Below are 24,252 nucleotides of genomic sequence, written 5' to 3'. Positions count from 1 at the left end.
TTTTACCGTCATTTCGACGAGGAAGGAGGAGAAATCTATTTACCAGTTTTTTATATCTTCCCACAAATTTCTCCAATTGGGATTCATATTGTTTATTAAAAAATCTTTCTTTTCGCGCCGCCATTTCTTAATCTCTTTTTCTCTGTTAATAGCTTCCTCGATAGACGAAAAAATCTCATAATACACACATACGGAAAGATTATATTTAGCCGTAAAAGATCTTGGATATACTTTTTCTCTATGTTCTTTTATTCGCCAAAGCAGATCGGATGTGACACCTATATATAACGTCGTCCTATTAACATTTGTCATGATATATACGGCTCCACCTATTTCCATTGTTTTAAAACTATACGTGAAAAATATTTATCCATAGATTTTCCTTCGGAGCTGCTTCGCGGTCTCTCTTCGTTCGAAATGACGTTTTTTTAAATCTGCGGTGAGCCCCCTCACCCAATTCTCCTCCTACAGTCGTCGAAATGAAATTAAAACCGCCAGATGCCATAGATGCCACTGTGGGATTTTTGATTTTTATCGTAGGAGACCCTGAAGCCGATAGCGGGCCCCATATACACCCGTCCGATATTGATATCGAAGAAAGGGTTGTATTTTAGAGCACTGTTTTCCTTTTGAATATCATCATTTTCGACGAGGAGAGTTCGCTCTTCCATACCCTGTGCGGCGTCTACCATATAGTAGTAAGTTTTTTTGGCGCTGGAAGAGGTATTGAAATCTTTACGAAGCGACACTCCAGCCCCTACAGAGATCCAGGCATTAATATTATACCTCATTTGTAAAGGTAGCTGTAGCGATAAATATTTGCGAGTCTCTAAGCTGTCATAAGCAGTTATGGTTACATCCATCATTCTTCCCTCCGGACCTATAGGCAAGGATACCGGTTGTTTCAGCCCAGAGATATTTATAGAACCATTCTGCTCGTAATAACTCGTATAAATCTCCGCTTGCCAATAAGGACGTTTGTACGGCGCCATAGGCGCTAAGCCGAACCCAAGTTGTATACCGGGTTTGAATTGATACTTCGTTTCATGTTCTTTCGGTGTGCCGAACGTGGTTGTTGCCCCCACTGTCACGATAGGGGAGATAATCTGCCGAAAACGAGAGGTTGAAGTATTGGTCTTGATCGGTGGGTTTTTGTCAAAATAGATATTTGTATACGACTTGAATGATTTATTCCGGAACTTTTTCTTCTCCATATCGATATCAAAGAGAATAAACCCTTTGGTACTGTCCATGTCCGTAATATTTTTGGCTGCGGTACCAGGAAGAGCGATATCTTTAAAGTGAAAGACAAAGGTACCATCGTCTTTGATGTAATAACGATAGCAGCCCATGGCGTTGTCGGTTTGACAGGTGTCGCATTTTGGGTACAGCGCTTTCAGTTTAAAGGTGTTTTTGTCGACTTCCGGCGGTAAGGCCATTTCCAGACGGACATTGCGGGCATCGCCTTCACCATCGTTTTGGAATTGTACTTTATACGTGAGGGTTTTGTGCTTACTTTGGAATCGATAACTCATGCGTGCCGGCTTGACCGACATTTTATTTGGATCGTGCGATTTGACGACAGGGATATCCACCTGATGTACATTGGCGAGACCATCTTCGGGAATGAATACACCTGTGATGGTAACGATGGCGTTGGTGTCGACCAGCATGTCTTCCGTCACGTCCAGGTTGATCAGCGAGAACTGCTGTTCGGCGTTGGCCGGATCGATATCGTAGGCTGTCAAACTGTTGTATGCCCCATACAAGTCTTTGAAGTAACCGATGGCCTGATTTTCATTGGCAAAAAGAGAGACTTCCTTGATCCCATAATCCGGGCTTCCTGTTTTCGTAAAGGTCGACTGTTTGACGCTGGCCCATAGACTATGCAGTCCATCCCGTTGCGGTAGTGTGTCGATCTTTTCCCGGTAATAATTACTCTGGTTGGCAAATGTGAAGCCGTCCAAACCCGCCACTTTCTCATTCGATAAAATATAAATGCGTCCCTTTTTTCCTTCGGTGTTGACACCGACGACGAGCGAAATGTCTTCACCGGGCTTGGCATCGGACAGTTTGAAAATCTGAAATATACCATTAGAAGAGAAAAAGTTCTGCTCAAATAAATTGGGCGAGGTATTGGAAGCTATAGCAGATGCCGCTTCGACTTTCTTTCTCGGTCGTTTCGGCTTAGGACCAAAGTCGTAGTTGTTGACCGCATATACCGTCACGTTGTACTCCCCGGGCTGCGCATATTGATGTACAGGCTCCGCTTGGGTGCTGAAATGTCCATCACCAAAATCCCATAAATAGGTGTAGTAAGGTGCTCGCCCACCCGGGATCTGAACCAATGGGCGTAATTCCGATTTAAATACGATCTGGTTGCCGATGATTTCCGTGTGAATCTGGCTTTCAAAGGTGTCGATCGGCGATATGGTCTCCAATTGCTGTGCAACGAGCGATTGTATACAGATCAGGACAGTAATCAAGCCTATAATTGGTTTCATGAGGATAGTGCTATTCATATTAATAAGGTATTCTCCTTGATTTATACAATTATTGCTAAATTTACAAATAAACTTCGTTTCCGATGCACATCGACCAAATTTATATCCGGTATCTAAAAGACAACGACAGTAAGGGCATCCAGCTTATATATAATAAATATGCACGGCAGATTGTTACCCTTATTCAACGAAACAGCGGTACAGAAGATGATGGTTATGATATATTGCAGGAGGCGCTGGTCGATATCTATCATATGGCGCGAGATCGGGATTTTGAATTGACCACAAACTTTGGCTCTTTCCTGTCGCTGGTCTGCAAACGCAAGTGGCTGAACGTGTTGAAGAAAAATCAACGGCTACAGGTAACAAAAGCAACGGATGATTTATTTCATATTGAAGATCATGCACAGCAGGAATGGGAACAGATGCTGCATCAGGTCGATAAAGAAAATAAAGTCATGGCCATGTTGGACACATTAGGAAAAAGTTGTCAGGAAATTATCAAACGCTGCCTCGTCGAGAAGCATCAGGAACAGATTGCCGAGTCTATGGGTATTTCCTATGCTTACCTGCGAAAGAAAAAGAGTGAATGTATGGCTTCGCTGGTTCAGAAAATCAAACAAAGTGGTGTTTTTTAAACGGATAGGTAATGGAAAACAAAGCAGATAAAATTCAGGCATACATTGATGGTCTATTGACCGGCGATGAGCTTGCTCAATTTGAAAAGTGGATGGCCGAAGATGAGGAATTGCGGGCGGAGGTTCATGCGCAGCGTGAGGTACAAGAGACTATCAGGAAACGGTTAACCTCGAAAGAAGATGCACTTCGCGCCAATCTGCGTCAGGCTCGAGTAGGATTGCAAACCGGAAGAAAAGGGGTTGTCAGCCTGTATAAGGTGTACTTGCCTGTCGCGGCGGCGGTATGTTTGCTGATTTTCTTTTCGATATTCTATCTCTATACCGACGACAGTTATCTGTATGATCTGCCCGCCATGCAATCGGAGGTTGTCCGCGGTCAGGAGGCGAATGTAAGTTATGAAAACGCAGTCCAGGCATTCAATGCGCAGTCCTATGAGGAGGCTCGGGGAATACTGTACAGCCTCATCGAAGCGGACTCATCCGTCGTACAATACAGGTATTACGCCGCGCTTACCTATGTTGGTGAACAAAATTGGTCGCAGGCCTTACCCGAGTTGACACCGATTGCAGAAGGAAAATCCATATTTGCCGATGAAGCCAAGTATTACCTCGCCCTTGTATATCATAAAATTGACCAGCACGAAGAGGCGAAGACCTTACTCCGCGAGATACCCTCACAGGGCAAGCTTGGTGAGAAGGCTGGAAAACTGTTGGATGTGTTAGAGAAATAAGGTTTAGCCGTTTTTCATCATCGCTAACAACGGATCGAGGTATTCCCGGCTGTTGGCCAGACGGGGCACCTTATTTTGGCCACCAAGCTTTCCTTTGGACTTCATCCAGTTATAAAACGTGTCGGCCGGAGCATTGTGTATGACTGGAAATGCAAGTGCCATATCTTTAAAACGCTTAGCATCATAATCGGAGTTAATTTCGCGGAGTGTATTGTCCAGTACTTCACAAAAATGCTGAAAGTCCGCAGGTTGTTTTTCAAATTCAATGATCCATTCGTGTGCGCCCACTTCATTTTTTCGGAAATAAATCGGTCCGGCGGTGTAGTCTTTAATGCGTGCACCTGTGTCTTGACAGGCTTTACTTAGGGCTTGTTCGGCATTATCTACAATGACCTCCTCGCCGAAAGTGTTGATATACTGTTTAGTACGTCCCGAGATCTGAAAGCGATAAGGAGAGAGCGAGGTGAACTTTATCGTATCACCGATTTTATAACGCCAAAGGCCTGCATTGGTCGATATGATCAGCGCATAGTTTTTTCCGACTTCCACTTCATCCAGCGATAATGTATCGGGGTGTTCCTCCTCCAGCCGTTCTGTCGGTAAGAACTCATAATAGATGCCGTAATCCAACATCAGCAACAAATCTTCTGAGTCGGAACGGTCCTGCAGCCCAAAATATCCTTCCGAAGCGTTGTAGTTTTCTAAGAAATACATGTTGTCCGAAGGAATAAGCTGTTTAAACTGCTCCTTATAGGGTCGGAAGCTCACACCACCATGCCCGTAGAATTCCAGATTGGGCCATACCTCCAACAAGTTGTTTTTGCCGGTAATTTCCAGAATACGTTTCGCCATGACGATGTTCCAGGTAGGCACACCTGCAAGGCTTGTGACATCTTCTTTAATGGTAATCTGCGCAATCTGCTCGATTTTCTCCTCAAAGTTGGGGTTTAGCGTGACCTCGATATTGGGTGTTCTTTTGAATTCCGCCCAAAAAGGAAGGTTTCGGATCAATATAGATGATAAATCGCCATAATACGAGTCCGGGCTAAAATTGTTGATCTGTGAAGAACCGCCGATAACGACCGATTTACCTGTAAATAGCTTCGTGTCCGGTCGGTTACTGCAATAAATGGAGAGCATGTCCTTTCCCCCTTGGAAATGGCATTCTTCCAAGGCTTCCATACTCACCGGGATAAATTTACTGCGATCGGAGGTTGTCCCCGAAGATTTGGCAAACCACTTGATATCAGAGGGCCAAAGCAGATTCTGCTCTCCCTTAATCATACGATCGATATAACCCTTTATATCGTCATAATCACTGATAGGTACTCTGTTTTTATAATCTGCTAAGGTAAATATACTTTTGTAATCGTACTTCTTGCCCCACTCGGTGGCCTCGGCAGAAGAAATCAGATTTTGGAACCATTCCTCTTGTACATCGTGCGGATATTTCATGAAGAGCTCAATCTGGTGAATGCGCTTTTTCATGATCCATGTAAAGAGTGAATTTAAGAATTCCATAGTCTGTAATCAGTAGTCAGTGATCAGTTGACGGTTGTCATTTATCAGTTGCAAAATTCTTGCGGCGAAGCACAAAATTCCGTCCTAAATAAAACTTACGTGCCAATTCGCTATCCGCAATTTCTTCCGGCGTACCGGTAAGCATAATCTTCCCTTCCGTCAGGAGGTAAGCCCTGTCGGTAATCGAAAGCGTTTCCTGTACATTGTGGTCGGTGATTAGTACACCGATATTTTTAGATTTCAGTTTAGCGACAATAGTTTGTATTTCTTCTACTGCGATAGGGTCTACGCCAGCAAATGGTTCATCGAGCAGGATAAAATGTGGGTTTGCCGCCAGTGCCCGCGCGATTTCCGTACGTCGCCTTTCCCCCCCGGATAACAGATCACCTCGGTTTTTTCGTACCCGGTGTAAGCTGAATTCGGTAAGCAGCTCTTCGAGCTTCGCATAGCGTTCTTCTTTGTCGGGATAGTGTATTTCCAGTACCGCGAGAATGTTGTTCTCCACCGACAGTTTCCGAAAAACCGATGCTTCCTGCGCCAGATACCCGATACCTTTTTGTGCCCGCTGAAACATGGCAAGCTTGGTAATCTCTTCTTTATCGAGGTACACATGTCCGTCATTGGGTTTGATCAAACCCACGATCATGTAGAAAGAAGTCGTCTTTCCGGCACCATTAGGCCCCAATAAGCCGACTATTTCCCCTTGTTCCACTTGAAAAGAGACATTATTTACAACAGTACGTTGCTTATACTTCTTAATTAAATGTTCAGCTCGTAATATCATGTGGTACGAAGTAAAAAGTCAAAATTAAAAATTAAAAGCCTACACGCTCCCATCAAATATATATTAATATCGTATTCCTTTGATATTTAATTGTAAATTCTTTCGACCTCTCCAGTTATTTTCCTCTACGGTATAGCATATGTCAAAGGGACGGTTGCTGTTGATGACGTCGAGGTATTCGGCTTGACCAAAGGCAATACAATCAAACACTGGAGAGCCGTCCTGAAATATACTAAATTTTAAATGATTATTGCCTACGATGGAAGCCTTGCCATAGGCGGACACCTGTTTTGTGATGAATATCGGCGCCTCATTGTCCGGTCCGAAGGGTTCAAACTGCCGGAGAACACGGTAAAATTTGCCGTCGATGTCCTGTAATCTGGCCGGAAGCTCAATCGAAATCTCTTGTTGCAGCATCTCTGGTTTGATACTTCTGTGGACGACATCTTCAAATTTGGCTTGAAACAGCGGGATATTTTCCTCCTTCATGGTAAGTCCCGCCGCATATTTATGGCCGCCGAACTGATCCAGAAGATCACTACAGGCACTGAGGGCTTCATAGAGATCAAAACCGAGTACAGAACGCGCCGAACCGGCAACATGCCCGTTGGTTCGGGTCAATATCACCGTAGGTCGGTAATGCTTTTCGATGAGCCGTGATGCGACGATGCCAATCACGCCCTTGTGCCAATCCGGTCGATAAAGTACCGTAGATTTTCGTTCGACGTACGTTTGGTCGCTATCAATCAGCGCCAGGGCTTCTTCTGTAATCCGTAGATCAAAGTCTTTTCGGATGTTGTTCTGGTCATCGACCGACGAGGAATAATTAGCGGCTTCATGGATGGACTTGGCAATCAGAAGTTCCACCGCATCCTTGGCATGATCGATCCGTCCCGCAGCATTGATGCGGGGACCGATCTGAAAGACGATATCATTGACCGAGAATATGCCGGTCTTATTATTCGATAATTTGATGAGTGCCTGTAAACCGATGCTCGGATTGGAGTTGAGCTTCTTTAGGCCAAAATGAGCGAGGATTCGATTTTCACCGGTTATGGGGACGATATCAGAAGCAATGCTTACGGCGACAAGGTCAAGATACTGCTCAGGCAGTTCCGGATCCATATTATTCTTTTGGACAAAGGCCTGAATGATCTTAAATCCAATTCCACAGCCCGAGAGATCTTTATAAGGATAGGTACAGTCCGAACGTTTTGGATCTAAGACGGCAACAGCTTGTGGGAGCTGTTCGCCCGGGAGATGATGGTCTCCAATAATTACATCAACCCCCAGACTGTTGGCATATTCAATCTTTTCCAGCGCCTTGATACCGCAATCTAAAGCGATAATGAGGGCAAAGTCATTTTCGGCAGCATATTCAATGCCCTGTCTTGATATACCATATCCTTCCATGTACCTGTCGGGAATATAAAATTCAATACGGGAGTGAAATGCACGAAAGAAGCTGTATACCACCGATACGGCTGTTGTCCCATCCACATCATAATCACCATAAATTAATATCTTTTCGTTGTTTCCGATAGCCCTTTCGATGCGGGATATGGCTATATCCATGTCCTTCATCAAGAAAGGATCATGAAGCTGGTCCAAGCTTGGCCGGAAGAATATCCGCGCCTGCTCGAAAGTTTCGATATTTCGGTTGATTAATAGTTCTGCAATAATAGTGCTGGTCCCTAACGCCGTTTGTAGTTGTTTTACCTTTTCAATATTGTTTTTTGGTTTTAGGACCCATCTTTTTTGCATATCTTTACGCAGTATTTATGCGTAAATATACAATTTTATAGGGATAGAAACCTAATCCCGAAGGTGTGTATTTGCCGGGATTTGTATAACTCTCATAGTTACAATAAAATAAAAGATGGTACAAGCACATTCCCTATTTGAAGGATCTTTTTCTGTAGATATTTCCAAAAAATTTATACCCTTTGACCCCCAGAAAGACGATCCGAAGGATCGACCAGGCTCTTTATTTGTTCATGTCCACCCATTTTTGATTGAGTCGAGCAATGGATTGATGATATGTGATGCGGGTTTGGGACTGCGGACAGCCGAGGATGAACTGCTCATTCATCATAATATCAAAAAATTGGGTTTCGATATCGAAGATGTCAAATACGTACTCATGTCTCATTTGCATAAAGATCATACCGGAGGCATGGTCGACTGGAAAGGCGGTACAGGACGCGTAGCATTTCCGGAAGCTGAATATATTATACAACGCGGGGAGTGGGAGTATGCTTATGGCGGTCATTCCTCTTCATACGACACGGCAACATTGGATGTGCTGCAGCGCAGCGGTAATCTAACTTTAGTGGAAGGCGAGGGGAGGGTGAATTCCGAAATCCAGTATGTGTTGAATGGCGGGCATACGCCTAACCATCAGGCCTTTCATATACATACCGGTGGCGAACATTTTTTCTTCGGAGGAGATGTCTTGCCGGAACCGGAGGAGCTTTTCAAAAATTTTATTGCCAAATACGATTATGATGGTCGTCAGGCGAGGGATTTACGCCTCCAATATTGGGAAGAGGGAGCGCCGGAAGGTTGGGTGTATCTTTTCTATCATGCCAAGACGATTGCTATTGGTCGGCCGCAACTAAAAGAAGATGGAAGTTATAAGCTTATCGATGCGACAAAGGAGTAATTTAAAATTCGGTTCGTGAATGCGACGCATTTTATATAAGTTTGTTTATCTTCATACACAGAGTATTCATCAAAAAATATAAATCATGTCGATAGTTAGAGAAAGTGATCTAATTGGAATTGGCAAAAAGTATCAGATCGAGACGGACGCAGGTGACAATATGGTCGTTGTTATCCATGATGATGGTCGTCGAGAGCTGTATCGCCGAGACGATGAGGATAACGAAACACATTGTGTCATGACCTTATCGGATGAGGAGTCCCGACAGGTAGCGGGTATTTTAGGAGGTCTTTCCTACAAACCGAAAGCACTCGAAACCATTGAAGTAGCTTTAGATGATCTACGTATCGAATGGTACAAGGTCGAGGCGTCCAACGACGGTGTCAATAAAAGTATCGGCGAGCTGGAGGTCAGGCAACGCACAGGTGCGTCTATCATCGCGGCCATCCGGGATGAGGATACTACCATTAATCCCGGACCCGATTACGTGATCCAACCGGGTGTCACCCTCGTCATTGCCGGAAAATTGAAGCACATCAAACTTTTAAAAGAAATACTGATATAGGAGAACAACATGTCGCATATAATAATATTAGAGATAGGTATAGCTGTTTTATTGGTTGCATCGGTAGGCTTACTTGCAAACCGGCTGCGTTTTTCAGTTATCCCCTTTTTTATTATTATAGGTATGTTGTTGGGTAACGAAGAGTATCCGACATTTGTCGCCAATCTATTGGCACAAACCAATAATTCCGCACTGACCGACAGCTTTAATACTATTTGGAGCTTCTTTACTTTCACAGAAAGCAAGCCGTTTATTGAGTTTATGGGTCGGCTGGGCGTATTGTTTCTGTTGTTCTATCTGGGATTGGAATTTTCTGTTGGTCGATTGATCAAGTCCGGAAAATCCATCGTGACGGGAGGAACATTATACGTCATCATTAACTTTGTCTCCGGTCTGTTGATCGGGTGGTTGATGGATCTTCCCTTCAAAGAGTTAATGGTGCTCTGTGGGTTGATGACAAGTTCCTCTACGGTTATTGTAGCCAAAGTATTGACAGATCTGAAGCGTACGGCCAATCCCGAGACAGAAGTCATCATGGGTATGATTATGTTCGATGACCTGTTTATTGCCATGCATATTTCCTTCCTTTCCGGGCTGATTCTCGCTGGAGGAACATCCTTTGGTGCCGTACTGGGCACCTCCTTGCTGGCATTAGGGTTTATCTTGGCTTTTTTACTTTTGGGACGAAAACTCGTCCCTTTCATTGACCGGATATTACAGGAAAAGACGTCGGAGTTATTCATCCTGATTATTTTCAGTCTACTCTTTGTTATCGCCGGATTTTCGGAGACGATACATGTTGCCGAGGCTATAGGTGCATTGATGGCGGGATTGGTGTTTGCCGATTCCAAATATATCAAGAAAATTGAAGCCCTGATTATACCGTATAAAGATTTCTTCGGCGCCATGTTCTTCTTTAGTTTCGGTCTTTCTATCGATATCTATTCGCTCACGGGCGCAGTAGGTTGGGCCGCATTAGCGGCGGTGGTTACCGTATTCGGAAATATTGCATCCGGTTATTTCGCCGCACATTTTTCCAATCTTAAGCCCAAGACTTCGTTCGATATCGGGCTGACCTTATCGGCACGCGGGGAGTTTTCCATTATTATGGCCAATATCGGTAAGGCAGGAGGACTACTGCCCGTAGTACAATCTTTCGTGGTCGTATATGTCCTGATTCTATCGGTCGTCTCACCTTTGTTGACCAAGGAATCGCGGAATATCTGGTATGGGTTGTTTGGTAAAGAAAAGACGGCTTCCAAGCCAAAGAAGACGCTTGAGAATCTGGAAGCCAAGGTTGTCGAAGGTTCCGATTAAAATAAACCGAGTTCCAACTTCGCTTCTTCTGTCATCATATCCTTTGTCCATGGCGGATCAAATGTCAGTTCCACCAACGCTTCGTTTACGCCATCGACAGCAGCAACCTTTTCTTGCACCTCATCCATAATATCCCCTGCAACCGGACAACCGGGGGCCGTTAGCGTCATGACGACTTTTGCTATGCCTCCTTCCTTGGTGATAATTTCATAGACTAGTCCCAGATCGACAATATTAGCCGGTTTTAACTCGGGATCGTAAATCGTTTCTAATGCTTCCCGGATTTTAGGTGCTAATCCGAGGGGATCTATTGTTATAATACTCATTTTTTTACTTGTTTTAGGGTTTCCCTATATATGCTTTCTAACAATAATACGTTTTTTTCAGGGGAATAGTTGCCCCAATATTCATTTTGACAGTTTACAGATATCTGTCTTTTTTCTTCCGTACTCAGATTCTGCCATTTGTCCAATGCCGCTACGAGGCTATCTTCATGGCCTGCTTCGAAATGCGTGCCGTTTTTGCCGTCCTGTATCATCTCACTTAGAATACCAATCTTACTGGCAAGAACCGGTGTGCCACACGCAAATGATTCTAAGACTGTCATTGGCATGCCTTCAAACCAAATGGAAGGGACAACGAGTGCTTGGCTTCTGGATAATGCCTGATATAACACATCTTTCTGCTGGAAACCGTGAAATTCAATATTCGGATATCGGTGCGCATATTTTTCTACGGTGCTTTGCAGGGGACCTGTCCCATATATTTTGAGGCTACAAGATGATTTCGAAAAAGCCCGTAGGAGTGGGAGGATGCCCTTTTCGGGGGAGAGCCTACCGATATATACAAAATAGTTTTCTCGAACGGGGTTTTCCGGTACCGCTATTGGATTGACAAAATTCGGTTTAATGGCGATCTGGTCCGGGCGCAGGTGAAGAGTGGATCGTAAAAGCAGATCTTTCCCAAATTCCGAGAACACCAGAAATTTATTCACCTGTTGCCAGGTTCCGATCTTTTTATGGAAATAGTACGTGGCAGCCGTCAAAAATGTTTTTATTAGCGAATTATCCAATACTTTTTTCCAAACGGACTTCCACGGAAAGTCTTTTGTTATCGTGTCGGTAAAGACCTGCCCGTTGTGAAAGAGCGTTGCCGACGGATCCAAAATACGGAAGTTGTGTAAGGTCTGTACCACGGGAATATTCCGTTTACGCAACCTTCGGAATATAAGTGGGCCGATAGCATAATGGGTATTGTGAATATGTACGATATCGGGTTTAAACTGTTTAACCTGCTTAAGTATCCTTCGGGAAGCGAAGATATTCCAGGGGTAGAATAGGTGTTGTACAAAACCTTTAAGTCCTTTTTTGTTATGGAATGAAAGTGTTGCGACTTCGTGCGATGCGGCGAGCATCTGCGTTTCCTGTTCAAAGACAACGTCTTCGCCACCGTGAAATTGATAATAGTTATGTACAATCAGTATACGCATTAACCGGGCTTATTCACAAAAATAGGAATAAATTATTATCTTCGCACAGGATCAAATGGGACTATGTACGTAAATAAAATATTTGCTGAAAAGATTAGTGAAGAGCTCACAAGTAAGGTTTTACCGCACCACCCCGAAAATCTTTATGCGCCTATAAATTATATACTCCATTTGTCGGGCAAACGTATCCGGCCCCTACTCGTTTTGTTGGGTGCCGATTTGTTTGGTATTGAAAATATAGACGATGCATTGCCCGCATCCGTAGCCATCGAGTATTTCCATAACTTTTCACTGATCCACGACGACATCATGGATAAGGCCCCTTTGCGGAGAGGACAGCAAACCGTTCACCAGAAGTGGAACGATAACGTGGCCATCCTCTCGGGCGATGCTTTATTGATAAAAGCCTACGAGCAGTTGTCACAATGTCCGGCACCGCTCATTCCCGATCTGCTTCGCGTCTTCAATCGCATTGCGTTGGAAGTCTGTGAGGGGCAACAATTGGATATGGATTTCGAAACCTCCGATTCAATCATGGAGGAGGAATATATACAGATGATACGCCTAAAGACATCGGTGCTGCTGGGCGGAGCATTAGAGATGGGCGCGATATTGGCAGGAGCTTCTTCTGAAAGCCGCAGACAGTTGTATGATTTCGGTGTTAATCTCGGCATTGCCTTTCAGCTCCAAGATGATATATTGGATGCTTTTGGCGATCCGGCAACGTTTGGTAAACAGGTGGGAGGTGATATCATAGCCAATAAAAAAACCATCCTATATATCTTATTAGGTGAAACTATTCATCCGGAGGACCAAGCGCATTTTGAAAATTTGTTAGTATTGGGCCAAGGAGAAGCATCGGAAAAAATTACAGGAATCATCACACTGTATGAAAAATATGCTATTCAGCAAAAGGCCGATACACTAAAACAGCATTATACAGCGTTAGCATATAAGAGTTTGGAAGCTATCAATATCGACCATCAACGTAAAACCGAGTTATATGAGTTAGCCAATCAACTCATGAAGCGCGTAAGGTAATTTACTTTATTGTCGTTTGTCAGTTTTATTTTGTACCTTGGAAGAGAAAAAAGTGTAATCATCTTAATGGAGCCTATAAAAATCACCGTATTTCAAGCATATTTATTTTGGGAAAATGTAGAGAAGAACCTTCAAAATCTAGGGTTGCGATTATCTGCATTAAAAGAAAAAACCGATTTAATCATTTTGCCTGAAATGTTCAATACGGGCTTCACGATGAATGTCGCCAAATGTGCGGAAAAGGTAGACGGGCAAACGATGCGGTGGCTGTACGATACGGCTAAGAAATTTGAATGTGTCGTAGCAGGATCTCTTATTATCGAGGAGGAAGGAAAATACTACAACAGATTTGTGTGGATGTCCCCTGACGGCAGCTACGTGCATTACGATAAACGACACCTGTTTGGTATGGCCGAGGAGGATACGGTATTTACACCTGGGAACTCACGCATTATGCTCCAGCTTAAGGGATGGAAAATCTGTCCGATGATATGCTATGATCTGCGCTTCCCCGTATGGAGCAGAAACCAGGAAGATGGATACGATCTCTTGGTTTATATTGCCAGTTGGCCCGACAGACGTTCCGGACATTGGAGAGCATTGATTCCTGCCCGTGCCATCGAGAACCAGGCGTTTGTGATCGGGGTAAATCGGGTAGGGCATGATGGTAACGAAGTCTATTATTCAGGCGGTTCCATGTGTATTTCACCGGTAGGGGACGTGGTCTATTATAAGCCCGAAGATGAAGATCTCTATACTTTTACACTACAGCCCAAGGATTTGGAGAAAGGACGTGAGCAGTTTCCTTTCTTAAAAGATGCCGATAAATTTTCTTTATTGTAATCTATCGCCTACACTTAAAGCTTGCCGTCTAAAGCTTATGGCCTATAGCTTAAAGCCTACCGCCTATTTATAAGGCCGTTCCAAAATCGCAGATTGTATAACCGCCTGCCGAAGATCAAATTCGAAAGGTTTCTTTTCAGTCTCTTTCTTTTCTTCCAGTACAGTAACATTTTTAAGCGCGCGGTCGGATTTCTGCCGTTGTACTCTTTTCACTTCTGACGGAATTTCCCCCTCGTATGACACAACCGTAGGCGCCCTCTTCGGGGCAGGAGGTACGGAAACCTGTGCAGGTGGCGTGATCGGACGGGGTGGTACGACTTGTGGCCGCGACTGTTGCACCTGAGGCCGAGGGTGTTGTTGCGTTGGTGTAGGGACAGGCGGACGCTGCTGCTGTTTTCGTTTCGCAGCCTTCTCCATCTCTTCTTTATAGCCCGTATACATCTTATAGATGATAGAACCGATGATGACCAGTACAACAAGGATATTTTCCATCCTTTAAAGATATAAAATTTTTTGCTTTATTAAAATTCAGCGTTATTCGGCGTGCGTGGGAAAGGAATAACATCCCGTATGTTGGTCATGCCTGTTGTAAATAGCACTAAACGCTCAAAGCCGACACCAAAACCCGAGTGCGGCACCGAACCAAAGCGGCGGGTATCCAGGAACCACTCCATCTCTTCCGCAGGGATACCCACTTCATCCATACGCGCTAACAGTTTATCGAGGTTTTCCTCCCGTTGCGAACCGCCGACCATCTCACCAATTCCGGGGAATAAGATGTCCATCGCTTTTACCGTCTGCCGACCCTCTGCGTCAGGAGCATTCTGTTTCATGTAGAAAGATTTGATCTCTCTCGGATAATCGGTCAAGATAACGGGTTTCTTAAAATGCTTTTCGACGAGGTAGCGTTCATGTTCGGATTGTAAATCCGCACCCCATTCCTCGATAAGGTATTTAAATTGCTTCTTCTGATTCGGTTTGCTCCTTTTTAAGATTTCAATAGCATTCGTATACGTGACACGCTCAAAATCGTGATCTAAGACAAAGTTCAGTTTTTCGACCAGGTTCAGCTCCGAACGTTCGTTTTGAGGTTTTGACTTTTCCTCGTCCAGCAGACGGGTTTTCAGGAATTCAATTTCCTCTGGACAAGTTTCTAAAGCGTACTTAATCACATATTTAAGCAAAGCCTCTGCCAGATCCATATTGTCTTCAATCTCGTAAAAAGCCATCTCCGGCTCGATCATCCAGAACTCCGCCAGATGGCGTGTCGTGTTGGAGTTCTCTGCGCGGAAAGTAGGTCCGAAAGTATAGATATTACCGAAGGCCAGCGCAGCAAGCTCGCCCTCCAGTTGTCCCGATACCGTCAGGTTAGTCGATTTACCAAAGAAGTCCTCTTTAAAATCAATCTGTCCGTCTTTCGTGCGGGGTATATGATTTAAGTCAAGTGTCGTTACCCGAAACATTTCGCCAGCACCCTCGGCATCTGAACCTGTGATAATCGGGGTGTGCATGTACACAAAGTCCCGCTCGTTGAAGAACTTGTGGACGGCGAAAGCCAGCGCGTTGCGTACCTTGAAGATAGCATTGAACGTCGTGGTACGGAAACGCAGGTGGGCGATCTCACGCAAGAACTCCAAGCTGTGCTTTTTGGGTTGTAAAGGATATTTTTCGGGATGGGAGTCTCCGATGATAGCTACTTCCGTCGCTTTGACTTCCACACGTTGGCCCTTGCCCATCGATTCCACCAATTGTCCTTTGACGCGAACGGCTGCTCCGGTGGTGATTCTTTTTAAGATGTCCTCCGGCGTATTTGTAAAATCTATTACTGCCTGAATATTATGGATCGAAGAGCCGTCATTGATAGCTATAAACTGATTATTACGGAAAGTCCGTACCCAACCTTTGACAATGACTTCTTTTCCGTACTCCTCGGACAGCAATAGTTTTTTAATTCGCGTGTGTTCCATCATTAAAAGAATAAAAATAATAATCTGCTTATCTTTCAGTAAGCAAGACAAAAATACGGTATTTGGTTGGTTTTTGGGAATAATTACCGTGAAATTATAGTGGGGACAAATAAAAAAGGCTGCTCATATTATTGAAGCAGCCCTGTTTTTATTTTGGGGAATGATTACTTCTCTTCCAATACCTTAGTAACCAATTCCGCAGCTTCCTTCAGCAAGATCGCTGAATACACCTGTAATCCAGATTCGTCGATCAGCTTTTTCGCTTCAGCGGCGTTTGTTCCCTGAAGACGAACGATGATCGGCACAGGGATGTTTCCAATTTCCTGATACGCATCGATGACACCTTGCGCCACGCGATCACAACGAACGATACCACCGAAGATGTTGATTAAAATAGCTTTTACATTCGGGTCTTTCAAGATGATATTAAAACCAGCTTTAACCGTTTCCGCATTCGCTGTACCCCCTACGTCAAGGAAGTTGGCCGGCTCACCACCTGCAATTTTAATGATATCCATCGTCGCCATCGCCAGACCTGCACCATTCACCATACAGCCCACATTACCATCCAGCTTCACGTAGTTCAAGTTAGATTCACCTGCTTCTACCTCTGTTGGATCTTCTTCTGCAAGGTCACGTAAAGCGGCAAAGTCAGCATGGCGATATAATGCATTTTCATCTAAATTTACTTTCGCATCTACCGCTAATATCTTATCATCCGATGTTTTTAAAACCGGGTTGATTTCAAACAAAGAAGCATCTATAGCATCATACGCTTTATAAAGTGCAGCTACGAATTTGACCATGTCCTTGTGTGCCGCACCCGATAGACCCAGGTTGAAAGCAATTTTCCGTGCTTGGAAACCTTGCAATCCCACTTTCGGATCCACCTCTTCCTTAAAGATCAGGTGAGGTGTCTTTTCTGCAACCTCTTCAATGTCCATACCACCTTCTGTCGAATACATGATGATGTTACGACCCTTAGCACGGTCCAACAGGACAGACATATAAAATTCTTTTGTTTCACTTTCACCAGGATAGTAAACATCTTGAGCGACCAACACTTTATTGACCTTTTTGCCTTCGGGGCCTGTCTGCGGTGTAACCAGCTGCATTCCAATGATGTCGGTAGCTCGTTGTAACACCTCATCGTGGTTTTTCGCTAATTTGACTCCACCACCTTTACCGCGTCCGCCAGCATGGATCTGTGCCTTTACGACCACCCAGTCCGAGTTAAGATCTTCCTTTAATTTCTTCGCTGCTTCAACGGCTTGTGCAGGGGTTTCGGCTACAATACCTTCTTGTACCCGTACGCCAAAACTCTTAAGTATTTCTTTTCCTTGATATTCGTGAATATTCATTGATACAAAATTTGGTGGTAAAATTAGTGTTTTTATTCGTAAGCGACAATACTTTGTTTACTTCTTTCGTTGAGGTACCCTTCGGCGTTATCTTCCAAATCTCCGAGATTTTGTTAACTTCGTGGTATGATATTGCGAGCCACGAATATTTATAAATCATATGGAGCGCTTCCTATTCTTAAAGGCGTGGATCTGACCGTCAATAAGGGGGAGATCGTTTCGATAGTAGGCGCTTCAGGCGCGGGTAAAAGTACGCTACTCCATATAATAGGTACGCTGGATAAGGCAGACAGAGGCGAGCTGATGATCAACGATCAGCCGATCCACACCCTGTCGTCCAACGGTCTGAGTGCTTTTAGGAATGAACATATCGGCTTTGTTTTTCAATTCCATCATCTGCTACCCGAATTTACGGCGTTGGAGAATGTATGTATTCCCGCATTCATCCGCGGTGACGGAAAGTCTAAAAGCGAAAAGCGGGCATTGGAGCTATTGGATGTACTGGGCGTCGCCGACAGGGCTCATCATAAACCTGGTCAGCTGTCCGGTGGTGAGCAGCAGAGGGTATCTGTAGCCCGGGCGTTGATCAACAACCCTGCTATTATTTTGGCCGATGAGCCTTCGGGCAACCTCGACTCGGAAAATGCGGCATCGCTCCATCAATTATTTTTCCATCTGCGGGACACGATGAATCAAACCTTCATTATTGTGACCCACAATGAGGATCTGGCGAATATCTCTGATCGGACCGTACACATGCGCGACGGCCTTATTTATGCTTAAAGACCCATGGAAAAAATCATAATGACCTATGCGACGCGACCGTTAGGTCTACGTCTTGCAAAATTGCTTTCCGCCTCTTTTGATATTGAGAAGGCCACATCGGAGGCCGTTCCCTCTGTACTCCGTTCCTCTTATGCCGACATTCCAAAAGGAGCGAATCCCACGTATGCCCACGAAATGTTGAAATTGGCCTTGGATAAAGCCGCGCAATATATACTTCCCTTAGGTGTCGATGAAGCACAGGCGTTAGCCGAATCATCGGTGCTGTTTGACGAATACGGTATTCGCGTACTATGTCCCGCTAAGGAGGACTTATCCGATGTCAATTATCTCCAGGATCCGGCGAAGGATTTGCCGTTATGCCTGATCAATGACAACACAGATATGATCTCGGGCGATATTTTTGACGAAGCACCGTGGAACGGATTGTGTATCGTCTCCGATTCCGGCGATGATTTTATATGGATTGTCGTATGATAGCGATAGATACTATTCCCTTAGATAAAGCAGTGTATTGTTTCGAGCTGGACGATGTGCTCTATCCCCGGCAGGATTATGTGCTGCAGGTGTACTATCTCTTTGCGCAGTTTGTCGAATTTACCGAAGGCCGTCCTCCGGCCAATGACCTGGCGCTTTTTATGAAGGATACTTATCTTCGCCACGGCGAAGAGCAGCTTTTCGCCCGCGTTCAGGAGCGCTTTGGCTTGGCCCCTAAATATGAGGAGAACCTGAATAGGTTGCTGGCGAATGCGCACTTGCCTTTGAAGCTGCTTTTGTTTGCTGAAATCGAGCGTTTTTTGCAAGCATTATTCGAAAAAGAAAAAAAAATAGCTATCTTGACCAAAGGTAATCCTGTAGAACAGCTCAATAAGATCAAACACATCGCATGGGGAGCACTGGAAGCTCATAAAGAGGCCTTGCGGGTTTATTTCGTCGATGAGCTTAAATACCGGGGTTACGACCCTATTGATTATGTGGCCAAGGAATTTGATACAACAAAAGATAAAATTTTTTATACGAATGATAAATAAAGGAAACATTCGAGGAAATGTAAGTATAGTTATGTTTCTTTTTTTATTAACGAGCTTTGTGAGTTGTAAGAAAGAGGTTGTCGAACCCGACGGTTCTACAGATGAAAGGAGTGTTTACCTCGATGATGAGTTTGAAAATAAAGTCAGGGATTCGATTTGGTACTATTACAAGGTGGTGTCGCTATGGCAAGATATGATACTGCCAAAGACATCCAGCATCAATTTAATAGACAGAAGGAATTATCTACGTGATAATTATACGCAGTATTTTGAAACCGGAGAAGATGTGCTCGAGCACCTCATGGCGCAAACCAAAACCTCTTCAAACGGATCAAATTACGATTGGTATAGTTTTATCGATAGAAAGGGGGTTATTAGCGGCGAGTTGCAGGACGGGATAACGAGCAGCTATGGTATGTGGCTTCTATTTTTATCCGAAACCTCAAATGATCCAGCGTATCTTTATGTTCGGAGCGTCGATAAGAATTCTTCTGTATATGCTGCCGGCATACGCCGAGGAGACCGGATTGTTAGCATAGACGGGAAGACCAACCTGGATTTTACCTCGCAGGAATTGGAAAATTTTAAAACTATAGATGAGTTTTTACTGTCGAGCAAAGCAACTTTAGGGATAGAGCCTCCGTCCGGCTCACCATTTACGAAAGAAATCGTGAGCACCTCTTTCAATATAGATCCTGTCCTTGACGACAGGGTGATCGAATATAAAGGTAAAAAGGTAGGGTATCTGGCGTTTGACTCCTTTGTCGATGTAAACGGAAGCAATGGGATGAAAGGACAGTTTGACGATATTTTTGACGAGTTCGAGGATGCCGGAATCAATGAGCTGGTCGTCGATTTGCGCTACAATGGTGGAGGTGCCACGAACACCGCCGAGTATCTGGTCAATCGGATAGCACCAGCGTCTGCAAACGGTGATATCATGTATACCTATGATGTGAACCCCGTGCTGAAGGGTTGGGGCTGGCTGGATGAGGGTGAAGAGTTTGGTCCCGTCAAAATTGTAAAAAACGGCAATCTGAATTTAACGCGGGTTTATTTTTTGGTAACCGATGGCACGGCGTCGGCCAGCGAATTGCTAATGAATAGTTTGAAGGCTCATATGACCGTGTATATGATAGGCGTCTATGGAGTCGCTAATAATCAGCAGGTATCCTTAAGAACTTATGGTAAACCCGTTGGCTTTTTCGGCATTAATATCGTGAATGAAGATATACAGCTTTATGCCAGTTCGTTTAAAACCTTTAATAAAAATAAAGAAGGCAATTATTTCGACGGCATGATACCCAATGCACACGTTTGGGAGTTTGAAAATTTTCGGGATTTTGGTGATCCCCAAGAAACTATGTTGGCTGCAGCATTAGAACATATAGCTCCGAGCCCTAAGGCGAAGATAGCCTCTGCGGGGACGACCAAGGAGGTGCCGGCGGTCAGCAAGTCCATAAAGAGCTTTGATAAAAGCCCTATTCGCCATGGTATGTTCAAGTATAAGAAAGATTAACGATTATGAGTAAACTTAACAAGCCGACTACCATCAAAGAAATAGCACGTAAGCTCAAGATTTCACCATCGACGGTTTCGCGTGCGCTGAATGACCACCCGAGCATTGGCCTGGTCACAACCATGCGGGTGAAGAAGATGGCGGAAGAGCTGAATTATGAACCGAATCAGACGGCCATATTTTTTAAGCAGCGGAAGACGTATACAATAGGCGTTGTATTGCCCAATCTATCTGAGCCTTTTTTCTCTGCGGCTATCAGCGCCATTGAGGATCTGGCAGACCAACATCATTACACGGTGATTTTGGGACAGTCGTTGGATAACCCCGAAAGACAAATGAAAATTGTACAGACCTTCAAAAAGCACCGTGTCGATGGCGTGTTGATGTCGCTCGCCAAAAACAGCAGGGACCTGGGGTTTATGGATATTTTGGCAAGTGCCGAGATACCCGTTGTTTTCTTTGATGTGGTACCCGATGTCGAAGGCGTTCATAAAGTGCAGAGTGACTTGGTAGCTGGGGTGCATGAGGCTGTTGATGCTTTTGTGTCGCGCGGCCACCGGGAAATCGCTATGATCAACGGCCCTGAAAATCTGTTGGCTTCCACCGTGCGGACACAGGCTTTTAAAGAGGCATTGGAAAAAAACGGAATTACTTTTGAAGACAAGTACGTGGTACATTCCGATTTGACGGAGGAAGGAAATCGAGCTGCCTTGGATCAGATATGTGCTTTCCCCGAGCGTCCGTCGGCCGTCCTGTCCTGTAGCGATTTCATCACGCTGGACGTCATGAAGTTCGCCCGTCAAAAAGGTATTGGTATTGGTCAGGAAATGCATTTCATCAGTTTTGCAAACTATCCCTTGTGGAAATATATTGAAAATCCGCCCCTCGGTAATATCGAGCAATATCCTGATGAGCAAGGGCGCAAAGCCGCTGAGATTTTGTTCGAAATATTACAAAGTAAAGAGCCCATTACCCCTCAGGAGGTCACTATTCCCACCAAGCTGGTTTTGAAATAATATGCCCAAAAATTGTTAACTTTGATAAATCAAAACAGTGTGAAATGGATATAGCAGTTGAAAAAAAAGAAATCATTCAATGGATAAATTCTTTAGACAATCCTTTTATAATTGAACAAATTAAAAGGATTAGGAAGAACGAGTCCGAGCCTTTTGATTTTGAAAGGGAATGGAAACAAGGGCTTTCCATAGATGATGCAAGAAAAAAAACAGCTGATTTCATAAAATCGTTACCTTGGAAAAAGTAGTTGTACTTCAACAAGATGTAGCTGATTTTCTTGAAAACCTTATCTGGATTCTTTTTGAAAAGGAATACTTTGGTTTTGAAGAATCTGCACAGGTTTATGTGTCAAAAATTTATGATTTCATTGAGTTTGATCTCGTAAATTTCCCGCCTAAACGAACTCCACACAAACTTAGACGATATGGGTCAAAATATGTTTTTTATAAAGCTAACAGCCATACGACTTGGTATATCTTTTTTGAAAGCAGGGGTGCGCGTTACGTTATAACGTATATTACAAATAATCATATGGAAGACGTAAATTTTTTATAATCTCTTATGGTCTATGCAATTTAATATTTCTTTCACTAACATCCTTGTGTAATCCAAAACTTATCTATATCTTTGCACCTCGTTTTGTTGCAAAACTATGCTTTGTGCGAAACGAAAACTAAATGTTACGTTATTGCTTCCAACTTACTAACAAACATTTAACAAATTAAATAACACAGAAAGATGGCAAAAGAAGTCAGTGCGTTAGTAAAATTACAAGTGAAGGGCGGTGCAGCTAATCCATCTCCACCAGTAGGACCTGCTTTAGGTGCTAAGGGTGTAAATATCATGGATTTCTGTAAGCAGTTCAACGCTCGTACGCAAGACAAACCAGGACAAGTGTTGCCTGTTGTTATCACTGTTTATGCCGACAAATCTTTTGATTTTATCATCAAGACTCCTCCGGTTGCTGTGCAGTTGAAAGATGCTGCTAAAGTAAAAGGTGGGTCCGGCGAGCCTAACCGTAAAAAAGTTGCTGCTATATCATGGGAGCAAGTGGAGGCTATCGCAAAAGATAAAATGCCGGATTTGAATGCATTCAGTGTTGAATCAGCAATGCGCATGGTGGCTGGTACAGCTCGTAGTATGGGTATCACTGTTTCAGGTGACGCTCCTTGGAAAAATTAATTAACGAAATCAGTTTAAGAAAGTGGCTAGATTAACAAAAAATCAAAAAGCGGCACTATCCAAAATTGAAGCTGGTAAGACGTATTCTTTACAGGAAGCTACGGCTTTGGTAAAAGAAATTACGGCGACCAAGTTTGATGCTTCGGTGGATATCGACGTTCGTTTGGGCGTAGATCCTCGTAAAGCTAATCAAATGGTTCGCGGTATTGCGACATTACCTCACGGAACCGGTAAGACTGTTCGCGTATTAGTATTGTGTACTCCCGATAAGGAGGAAGAAGCTAAGGCGGCCGGCGCGGATTACGTAGGTCTTGACGAGTATATCAGCAAAATTGAAGGTGGGTGGACTGACGTTGATATCATTATTACTATGCCTTCGGTTATGGCTAAAGTGGGTAAATTGGGTCGTATATTAGGTCCGCGAAACTTAATGCCAAATCCTAAGACGGGTACAGTAACGACCGAAGTCGGTAAAGCTGTAACAGACGTAAAAGGCGGTAAGATAGATTTCAAAGTCGACAAGACAGGTATCATCCATACTTCAGTTGGAAAAGTGTCCTTCCCGGCAGAGAAGATTTACGAAAATGCATTAGAAGTATTACAGACTATTGCAAAATTGAAACCTTCAGCAGCTAAGGGAACATACTTTAAGAGTATCTACATCTCATCAACAATGAGTCCGGGTATTCACATCGAAACTAAATCAGTAGCAGGTATTTAATCATGAGAAAAGAAGAAAAACAAGCAATTGTTCAAGCTTTGGCCGAGCAGATTAAATCTTACGGTAATTTCTATATCACCGATACTGCTGATTTAACTGTTGAAAAGGTAAATAATATTCGTCGTAAATGTTTCGAAAGTGGCATTGTCGTTCAAGTGGTAAAAAACACCTTGATTGAGAAAGCTCTTGCAGAAGCAGGGATCGATTCAGAAGAATTAAGAGGTGTGCTTAAAGGCGCATCGACCCTTATGTTCTCTGAAACAGGAAATGGTCCGGCGAAATTGATCAAACAATTACGTAAGGAAGGTGACAAGCCCCTATTAAAAGCGGCTTACATCGAAGAAACTGCGTTCGTAGGCGATAATCAACTAGAGGCTCTAGTCAATCTGAAATCGAAAAACGAACTTATTGCAGACGTTATTGCTTTGCTTCAATCTCCTGCGAAGAATGTTATTTCTGCCCTTCAATCAGGTGGAAATACCATCTCCGGTTTAGTAAAAGCTTTAGAAGAAAGAGGTTAACGAACACCTCATCAAACAAACAATGTTCGTACATTAATTAACAACAATTTAA

General features: G+C 43.8%; 27 protein-coding genes. 17 read left to right on the top strand and 10 right to left on the bottom strand.

Translation table 11 applies throughout. The annotated features are described in order from the left end of the window. Nucleotides 1-39: 39 nt before the first annotated feature. Together G5B30_RS01205 and G5B30_RS01200 are read right to left on the bottom strand one after the other, a co-directional pair. Nucleotides 40-339: a GIY-YIG nuclease family protein gene (locus G5B30_RS01205; protein WP_165318124.1), complete on the bottom strand. Its 300-nt coding sequence runs from the start codon at nucleotides 337-339 to the stop codon at nucleotides 40-42. Between the two features lie 146 nt (nucleotides 340-485). Further along, entirely contained in the window at nucleotides 486-2,504 is a 2,019-nt protein-coding gene (locus G5B30_RS01200; protein WP_165318123.1) for a PKD domain-containing protein, read from the bottom strand. Between the two features lie 83 nt (nucleotides 2,505-2,587). Here G5B30_RS01200 and G5B30_RS01195 point away from each other — a divergent pair, with 83 nt between their 5' ends. Both G5B30_RS01195 and G5B30_RS01190 read left to right on the top strand, forming a co-directional pair. Further along, on the top strand, nucleotides 2,588-3,142 hold the full coding sequence (locus G5B30_RS01195; RefSeq protein WP_165318122.1) for an RNA polymerase sigma factor: 555 nt from the start codon (nucleotides 2,588-2,590) through the stop codon (nucleotides 3,140-3,142). Nucleotides 3,143-3,153: 11 nt separating this feature from the next. Beyond that, nucleotides 3,154-3,873, top strand: a complete 720-nt coding sequence (locus G5B30_RS01190) for a hypothetical protein (RefSeq protein WP_165318121.1) — start codon at nucleotides 3,154-3,156, stop codon at nucleotides 3,871-3,873. A 3-nt stretch (nucleotides 3,874-3,876) separates the two neighbouring features. Here G5B30_RS01190 and G5B30_RS01185 read toward each other — a convergent pair whose 3' ends face one another. The 3 genes from G5B30_RS01185 to recJ all read right to left on the bottom strand — a co-directional run bounded on the left by G5B30_RS01185 (nucleotide 3,877) and on the right by recJ (nucleotide 7,942). Continuing rightward, on the bottom strand, nucleotides 3,877-5,394 hold the full coding sequence (locus G5B30_RS01185; protein ID WP_165318120.1) for a GH3 auxin-responsive promoter family protein: 1,518 nt from the start codon (nucleotides 5,392-5,394) through the stop codon (nucleotides 3,877-3,879). Nucleotides 5,395-5,431: 37 nt separating this feature from the next. Further along, nucleotides 5,432-6,178 (bottom strand): LPS export ABC transporter ATP-binding protein, encoded by a 747-nt coding sequence (gene lptB / locus G5B30_RS01180; protein WP_165318119.1) that lies wholly within the window; start codon nucleotides 6,176-6,178, stop codon nucleotides 5,432-5,434. A 63-nt stretch (nucleotides 6,179-6,241) separates the two neighbouring features. Further along, nucleotides 6,242-7,942, bottom strand: a complete 1,701-nt coding sequence (recJ, locus tag G5B30_RS01175) for a single-stranded-DNA-specific exonuclease RecJ (protein ID WP_165318118.1) — start codon at nucleotides 7,940-7,942, stop codon at nucleotides 6,242-6,244. Nucleotides 7,943-8,057: 115 nt separating this feature from the next. Between recJ and G5B30_RS01170 the strand changes: the two genes are divergently transcribed. From G5B30_RS01170 to G5B30_RS01160, 3 genes are all read left to right on the top strand, one after another. Further along, a complete protein-coding gene (locus G5B30_RS01170) occupies nucleotides 8,058-8,843 on the top strand; it encodes an MBL fold metallo-hydrolase (RefSeq protein WP_165318117.1) in 786 nt (261 codons plus the stop codon). Between the two features lie 85 nt (nucleotides 8,844-8,928). Beyond that, entirely contained in the window at nucleotides 8,929-9,408 is a 480-nt protein-coding gene (locus tag G5B30_RS01165) for a cation:proton antiporter regulatory subunit (RefSeq protein WP_165318116.1), read from the top strand. Between the two features lie 9 nt (nucleotides 9,409-9,417). Next, entirely contained in the window at nucleotides 9,418-10,725 is a 1,308-nt protein-coding gene (locus G5B30_RS01160) for a cation:proton antiporter (RefSeq protein ID WP_165318115.1), read from the top strand. On the opposite strand, the gene G5B30_RS01155 is transcribed toward G5B30_RS01160, so the two are convergent. Further along, nucleotides 10,722-11,051 (bottom strand): metal-sulfur cluster assembly factor, encoded by a 330-nt coding sequence (locus G5B30_RS01155; RefSeq protein ID WP_165318114.1) that lies wholly within the window; start codon nucleotides 11,049-11,051, stop codon nucleotides 10,722-10,724. The two genes, G5B30_RS01160 and G5B30_RS01155, sit on opposite strands and share 4 nt — an antisense overlap. Further along, nucleotides 11,048-12,214, bottom strand: a complete 1,167-nt coding sequence (locus G5B30_RS01150) for a glycosyltransferase family 4 protein (RefSeq protein ID WP_165318113.1) — start codon at nucleotides 12,212-12,214, stop codon at nucleotides 11,048-11,050. Before G5B30_RS01150 ends, G5B30_RS01155 begins: the two co-directional genes overlap by 4 nt. 63 nt (nucleotides 12,215-12,277) lie before the next feature. On the opposite strand from G5B30_RS01150, the gene G5B30_RS01145 reads away from it, so the two are divergent. Both G5B30_RS01145 and G5B30_RS01140 read left to right on the top strand, forming a co-directional pair. Beyond that, the gene (locus G5B30_RS01145) at nucleotides 12,278-13,255 is read left to right on the top strand and encodes a polyprenyl synthetase family protein (protein WP_165318112.1); all 978 of its coding nucleotides are present in this window, start codon (nucleotides 12,278-12,280) and stop codon (nucleotides 13,253-13,255) included. Between the two features lie 66 nt (nucleotides 13,256-13,321). Beyond that, nucleotides 13,322-14,098, top strand: coding sequence for an amidohydrolase (locus tag G5B30_RS01140; RefSeq protein ID WP_165318111.1), 777 nt, complete (start codon nucleotides 13,322-13,324; stop codon nucleotides 14,096-14,098). A gap of 63 nt (nucleotides 14,099-14,161) precedes the next feature. Here G5B30_RS01140 and G5B30_RS01135 read toward each other — a convergent pair whose 3' ends face one another. The 3 genes from G5B30_RS01135 to sucC all read right to left on the bottom strand — a co-directional run bounded on the left by G5B30_RS01135 (nucleotide 14,162) and on the right by sucC (nucleotide 17,426). Continuing rightward, nucleotides 14,162-14,590, bottom strand: coding sequence for a hypothetical protein (locus G5B30_RS01135; protein WP_165318110.1), 429 nt, complete (start codon nucleotides 14,588-14,590; stop codon nucleotides 14,162-14,164). Nucleotides 14,591-14,619: 29 nt separating this feature from the next. Beyond that, on the bottom strand, nucleotides 14,620-16,065 hold the full coding sequence (gene asnS / locus G5B30_RS01130) for an asparagine--tRNA ligase (protein ID WP_206366980.1): 1,446 nt from the start codon (nucleotides 16,063-16,065) through the stop codon (nucleotides 14,620-14,622). 164 nt (nucleotides 16,066-16,229) lie between these two features. Beyond that, complete coding sequence (gene sucC, locus G5B30_RS01125) at nucleotides 16,230-17,426, bottom strand: ADP-forming succinate--CoA ligase subunit beta (protein WP_165318108.1); 1,197 nt, start codon at nucleotides 17,424-17,426, stop codon at nucleotides 16,230-16,232. 129 nt (nucleotides 17,427-17,555) lie between these two features. Here sucC and G5B30_RS01120 point away from each other — a divergent pair, with 129 nt between their 5' ends. The 10 genes from G5B30_RS01120 to rplJ all read left to right on the top strand — a co-directional run bounded on the left by G5B30_RS01120 (nucleotide 17,556) and on the right by rplJ (nucleotide 24,200). Further along, the gene (locus G5B30_RS01120) at nucleotides 17,556-18,209 is read left to right on the top strand and encodes an ABC transporter ATP-binding protein (protein WP_317164305.1); all 654 of its coding nucleotides are present in this window, start codon (nucleotides 17,556-17,558) and stop codon (nucleotides 18,207-18,209) included. Nucleotides 18,210-18,215: 6 nt separating this feature from the next. Next, on the top strand, nucleotides 18,216-18,686 hold the full coding sequence (locus G5B30_RS01115; protein ID WP_165318106.1) for a hypothetical protein: 471 nt from the start codon (nucleotides 18,216-18,218) through the stop codon (nucleotides 18,684-18,686). Further along, entirely contained in the window at nucleotides 18,683-19,240 is a 558-nt protein-coding gene (locus G5B30_RS01110) for an HAD family hydrolase (protein ID WP_165318105.1), read from the top strand. Before G5B30_RS01115 ends, G5B30_RS01110 begins: the two co-directional genes overlap by 4 nt. Before the next feature lie 58 nt (nucleotides 19,241-19,298). Continuing rightward, nucleotides 19,299-20,759, top strand: coding sequence for a S41 family peptidase (locus tag G5B30_RS17335; protein ID WP_165318104.1), 1,461 nt, complete (start codon nucleotides 19,299-19,301; stop codon nucleotides 20,757-20,759). Nucleotides 20,760-20,764: 5 nt separating this feature from the next. Beyond that, nucleotides 20,765-21,775, top strand: a complete 1,011-nt coding sequence (locus G5B30_RS01100) for a LacI family DNA-binding transcriptional regulator (RefSeq protein ID WP_165318103.1) — start codon at nucleotides 20,765-20,767, stop codon at nucleotides 21,773-21,775. 44 nt (nucleotides 21,776-21,819) lie between these two features. Next, a complete protein-coding gene (locus G5B30_RS01095; protein ID WP_165318102.1) occupies nucleotides 21,820-22,023 on the top strand; it encodes a hypothetical protein in 204 nt (67 codons plus the stop codon). Continuing rightward, entirely contained in the window at nucleotides 22,011-22,331 is a 321-nt protein-coding gene (locus G5B30_RS01090; RefSeq protein WP_165318101.1) for a hypothetical protein, read from the top strand. Before G5B30_RS01095 ends, G5B30_RS01090 begins: the two co-directional genes overlap by 13 nt. Before the next feature lie 183 nt (nucleotides 22,332-22,514). Further along, entirely contained in the window at nucleotides 22,515-22,958 is a 444-nt protein-coding gene (gene rplK / locus G5B30_RS01085; RefSeq protein ID WP_165318100.1) for a 50S ribosomal protein L11, read from the top strand. A gap of 22 nt (nucleotides 22,959-22,980) precedes the next feature. Further along, nucleotides 22,981-23,679, top strand: coding sequence for a 50S ribosomal protein L1 (gene rplA, locus G5B30_RS01080; protein WP_165318099.1), 699 nt, complete (start codon nucleotides 22,981-22,983; stop codon nucleotides 23,677-23,679). A 2-nt stretch (nucleotides 23,680-23,681) separates the two neighbouring features. Then, nucleotides 23,682-24,200 carry a 50S ribosomal protein L10 gene (gene rplJ, locus G5B30_RS01075; protein WP_165318098.1) on the top strand — a complete coding sequence of 173 codons (519 nt, stop codon included), beginning with the start codon at nucleotides 23,682-23,684 and terminating at the stop codon, nucleotides 24,198-24,200. Nucleotides 24,201-24,252: the final 52 nt, after the last annotated feature.

The sequence above is a fragment of the Sphingobacterium sp. SGG-5 genome (assembly GCF_011043525.1).
Lineage (GTDB): Bacteria > Bacteroidota > Bacteroidia > Sphingobacteriales > Sphingobacteriaceae > Sphingobacterium.
The sequence above is the reverse complement of the archived record's forward strand: the minus strand, read 5'-3'. Positions and strand labels throughout refer to the sequence as shown.

What these genes read in the sequence shown, in the direction of transcription:
- G5B30_RS01205 (WP_165318124.1), bottom strand. Translation starts at nt 339, where the DNA reads ATGGAAATAGGTGGAGCCGTATATATCATGACAAATGTTAATAGGACG.
- G5B30_RS01200 (WP_165318123.1), bottom strand. Translation starts at nt 2,504, where the DNA reads ATGAAACCAATTATAGGCTTGATTACTGTCCTGATCTGTATACAATCG.
- G5B30_RS01195 (WP_165318122.1), top strand. Translation starts at nt 2,588, where the DNA reads ATGCACATCGACCAAATTTATATCCGGTATCTAAAAGACAACGACAGT.
- G5B30_RS01190 (WP_165318121.1), top strand. Translation starts at nt 3,154, where the DNA reads ATGGAAAACAAAGCAGATAAAATTCAGGCATACATTGATGGTCTATTG.
- G5B30_RS01185 (WP_165318120.1), bottom strand. Translation starts at nt 5,394, where the DNA reads ATGGAATTCTTAAATTCACTCTTTACATGGATCATGAAAAAGCGCATT.
- lptB (WP_165318119.1), bottom strand. Translation starts at nt 6,178, where the DNA reads ATGATATTACGAGCTGAACATTTAATTAAGAAGTATAAGCAACGTACT.
- recJ (WP_165318118.1), bottom strand. Translation starts at nt 7,942, where the DNA reads ATGCAAAAAAGATGGGTCCTAAAACCAAAAAACAATATTGAAAAGGTA.
- G5B30_RS01170 (WP_165318117.1), top strand. Translation starts at nt 8,058, where the DNA reads ATGGTACAAGCACATTCCCTATTTGAAGGATCTTTTTCTGTAGATATT.
- G5B30_RS01165 (WP_165318116.1), top strand. Translation starts at nt 8,929, where the DNA reads ATGTCGATAGTTAGAGAAAGTGATCTAATTGGAATTGGCAAAAAGTAT.
- G5B30_RS01160 (WP_165318115.1), top strand. Translation starts at nt 9,418, where the DNA reads ATGTCGCATATAATAATATTAGAGATAGGTATAGCTGTTTTATTGGTT.
- G5B30_RS01155 (WP_165318114.1), bottom strand. Translation starts at nt 11,051, where the DNA reads ATGAGTATTATAACAATAGATCCCCTCGGATTAGCACCTAAAATCCGG.
- G5B30_RS01150 (WP_165318113.1), bottom strand. Translation starts at nt 12,214, where the DNA reads ATGCGTATACTGATTGTACATAACTATTATCAATTTCACGGTGGCGAA.
- G5B30_RS01145 (WP_165318112.1), top strand. Translation starts at nt 12,278, where the DNA reads ATGTACGTAAATAAAATATTTGCTGAAAAGATTAGTGAAGAGCTCACA.
- G5B30_RS01140 (WP_165318111.1), top strand. Translation starts at nt 13,322, where the DNA reads ATGGAGCCTATAAAAATCACCGTATTTCAAGCATATTTATTTTGGGAA.
- G5B30_RS01135 (WP_165318110.1), bottom strand. Translation starts at nt 14,590, where the DNA reads ATGGAAAATATCCTTGTTGTACTGGTCATCATCGGTTCTATCATCTAT.
- asnS (WP_206366980.1), bottom strand. Translation starts at nt 16,065, where the DNA reads ATGGAACACACGCGAATTAAAAAACTATTGCTGTCCGAGGAGTACGGA.
- sucC (WP_165318108.1), bottom strand. Translation starts at nt 17,426, where the DNA reads ATGAATATTCACGAATATCAAGGAAAAGAAATACTTAAGAGTTTTGGC.
- G5B30_RS01115 (WP_165318106.1), top strand. Translation starts at nt 18,216, where the DNA reads ATGGAAAAAATCATAATGACCTATGCGACGCGACCGTTAGGTCTACGT.
- G5B30_RS01110 (WP_165318105.1), top strand. Translation starts at nt 18,683, where the DNA reads ATGATAGCGATAGATACTATTCCCTTAGATAAAGCAGTGTATTGTTTC.
- G5B30_RS01100 (WP_165318103.1), top strand. Translation starts at nt 20,765, where the DNA reads ATGAGTAAACTTAACAAGCCGACTACCATCAAAGAAATAGCACGTAAG.
- G5B30_RS01095 (WP_165318102.1), top strand. Translation starts at nt 21,820, where the DNA reads ATGGATATAGCAGTTGAAAAAAAAGAAATCATTCAATGGATAAATTCT.
- rplK (WP_165318100.1), top strand. Translation starts at nt 22,515, where the DNA reads ATGGCAAAAGAAGTCAGTGCGTTAGTAAAATTACAAGTGAAGGGCGGT.
- rplJ (WP_165318098.1), top strand. Translation starts at nt 23,682, where the DNA reads ATGAGAAAAGAAGAAAAACAAGCAATTGTTCAAGCTTTGGCCGAGCAG.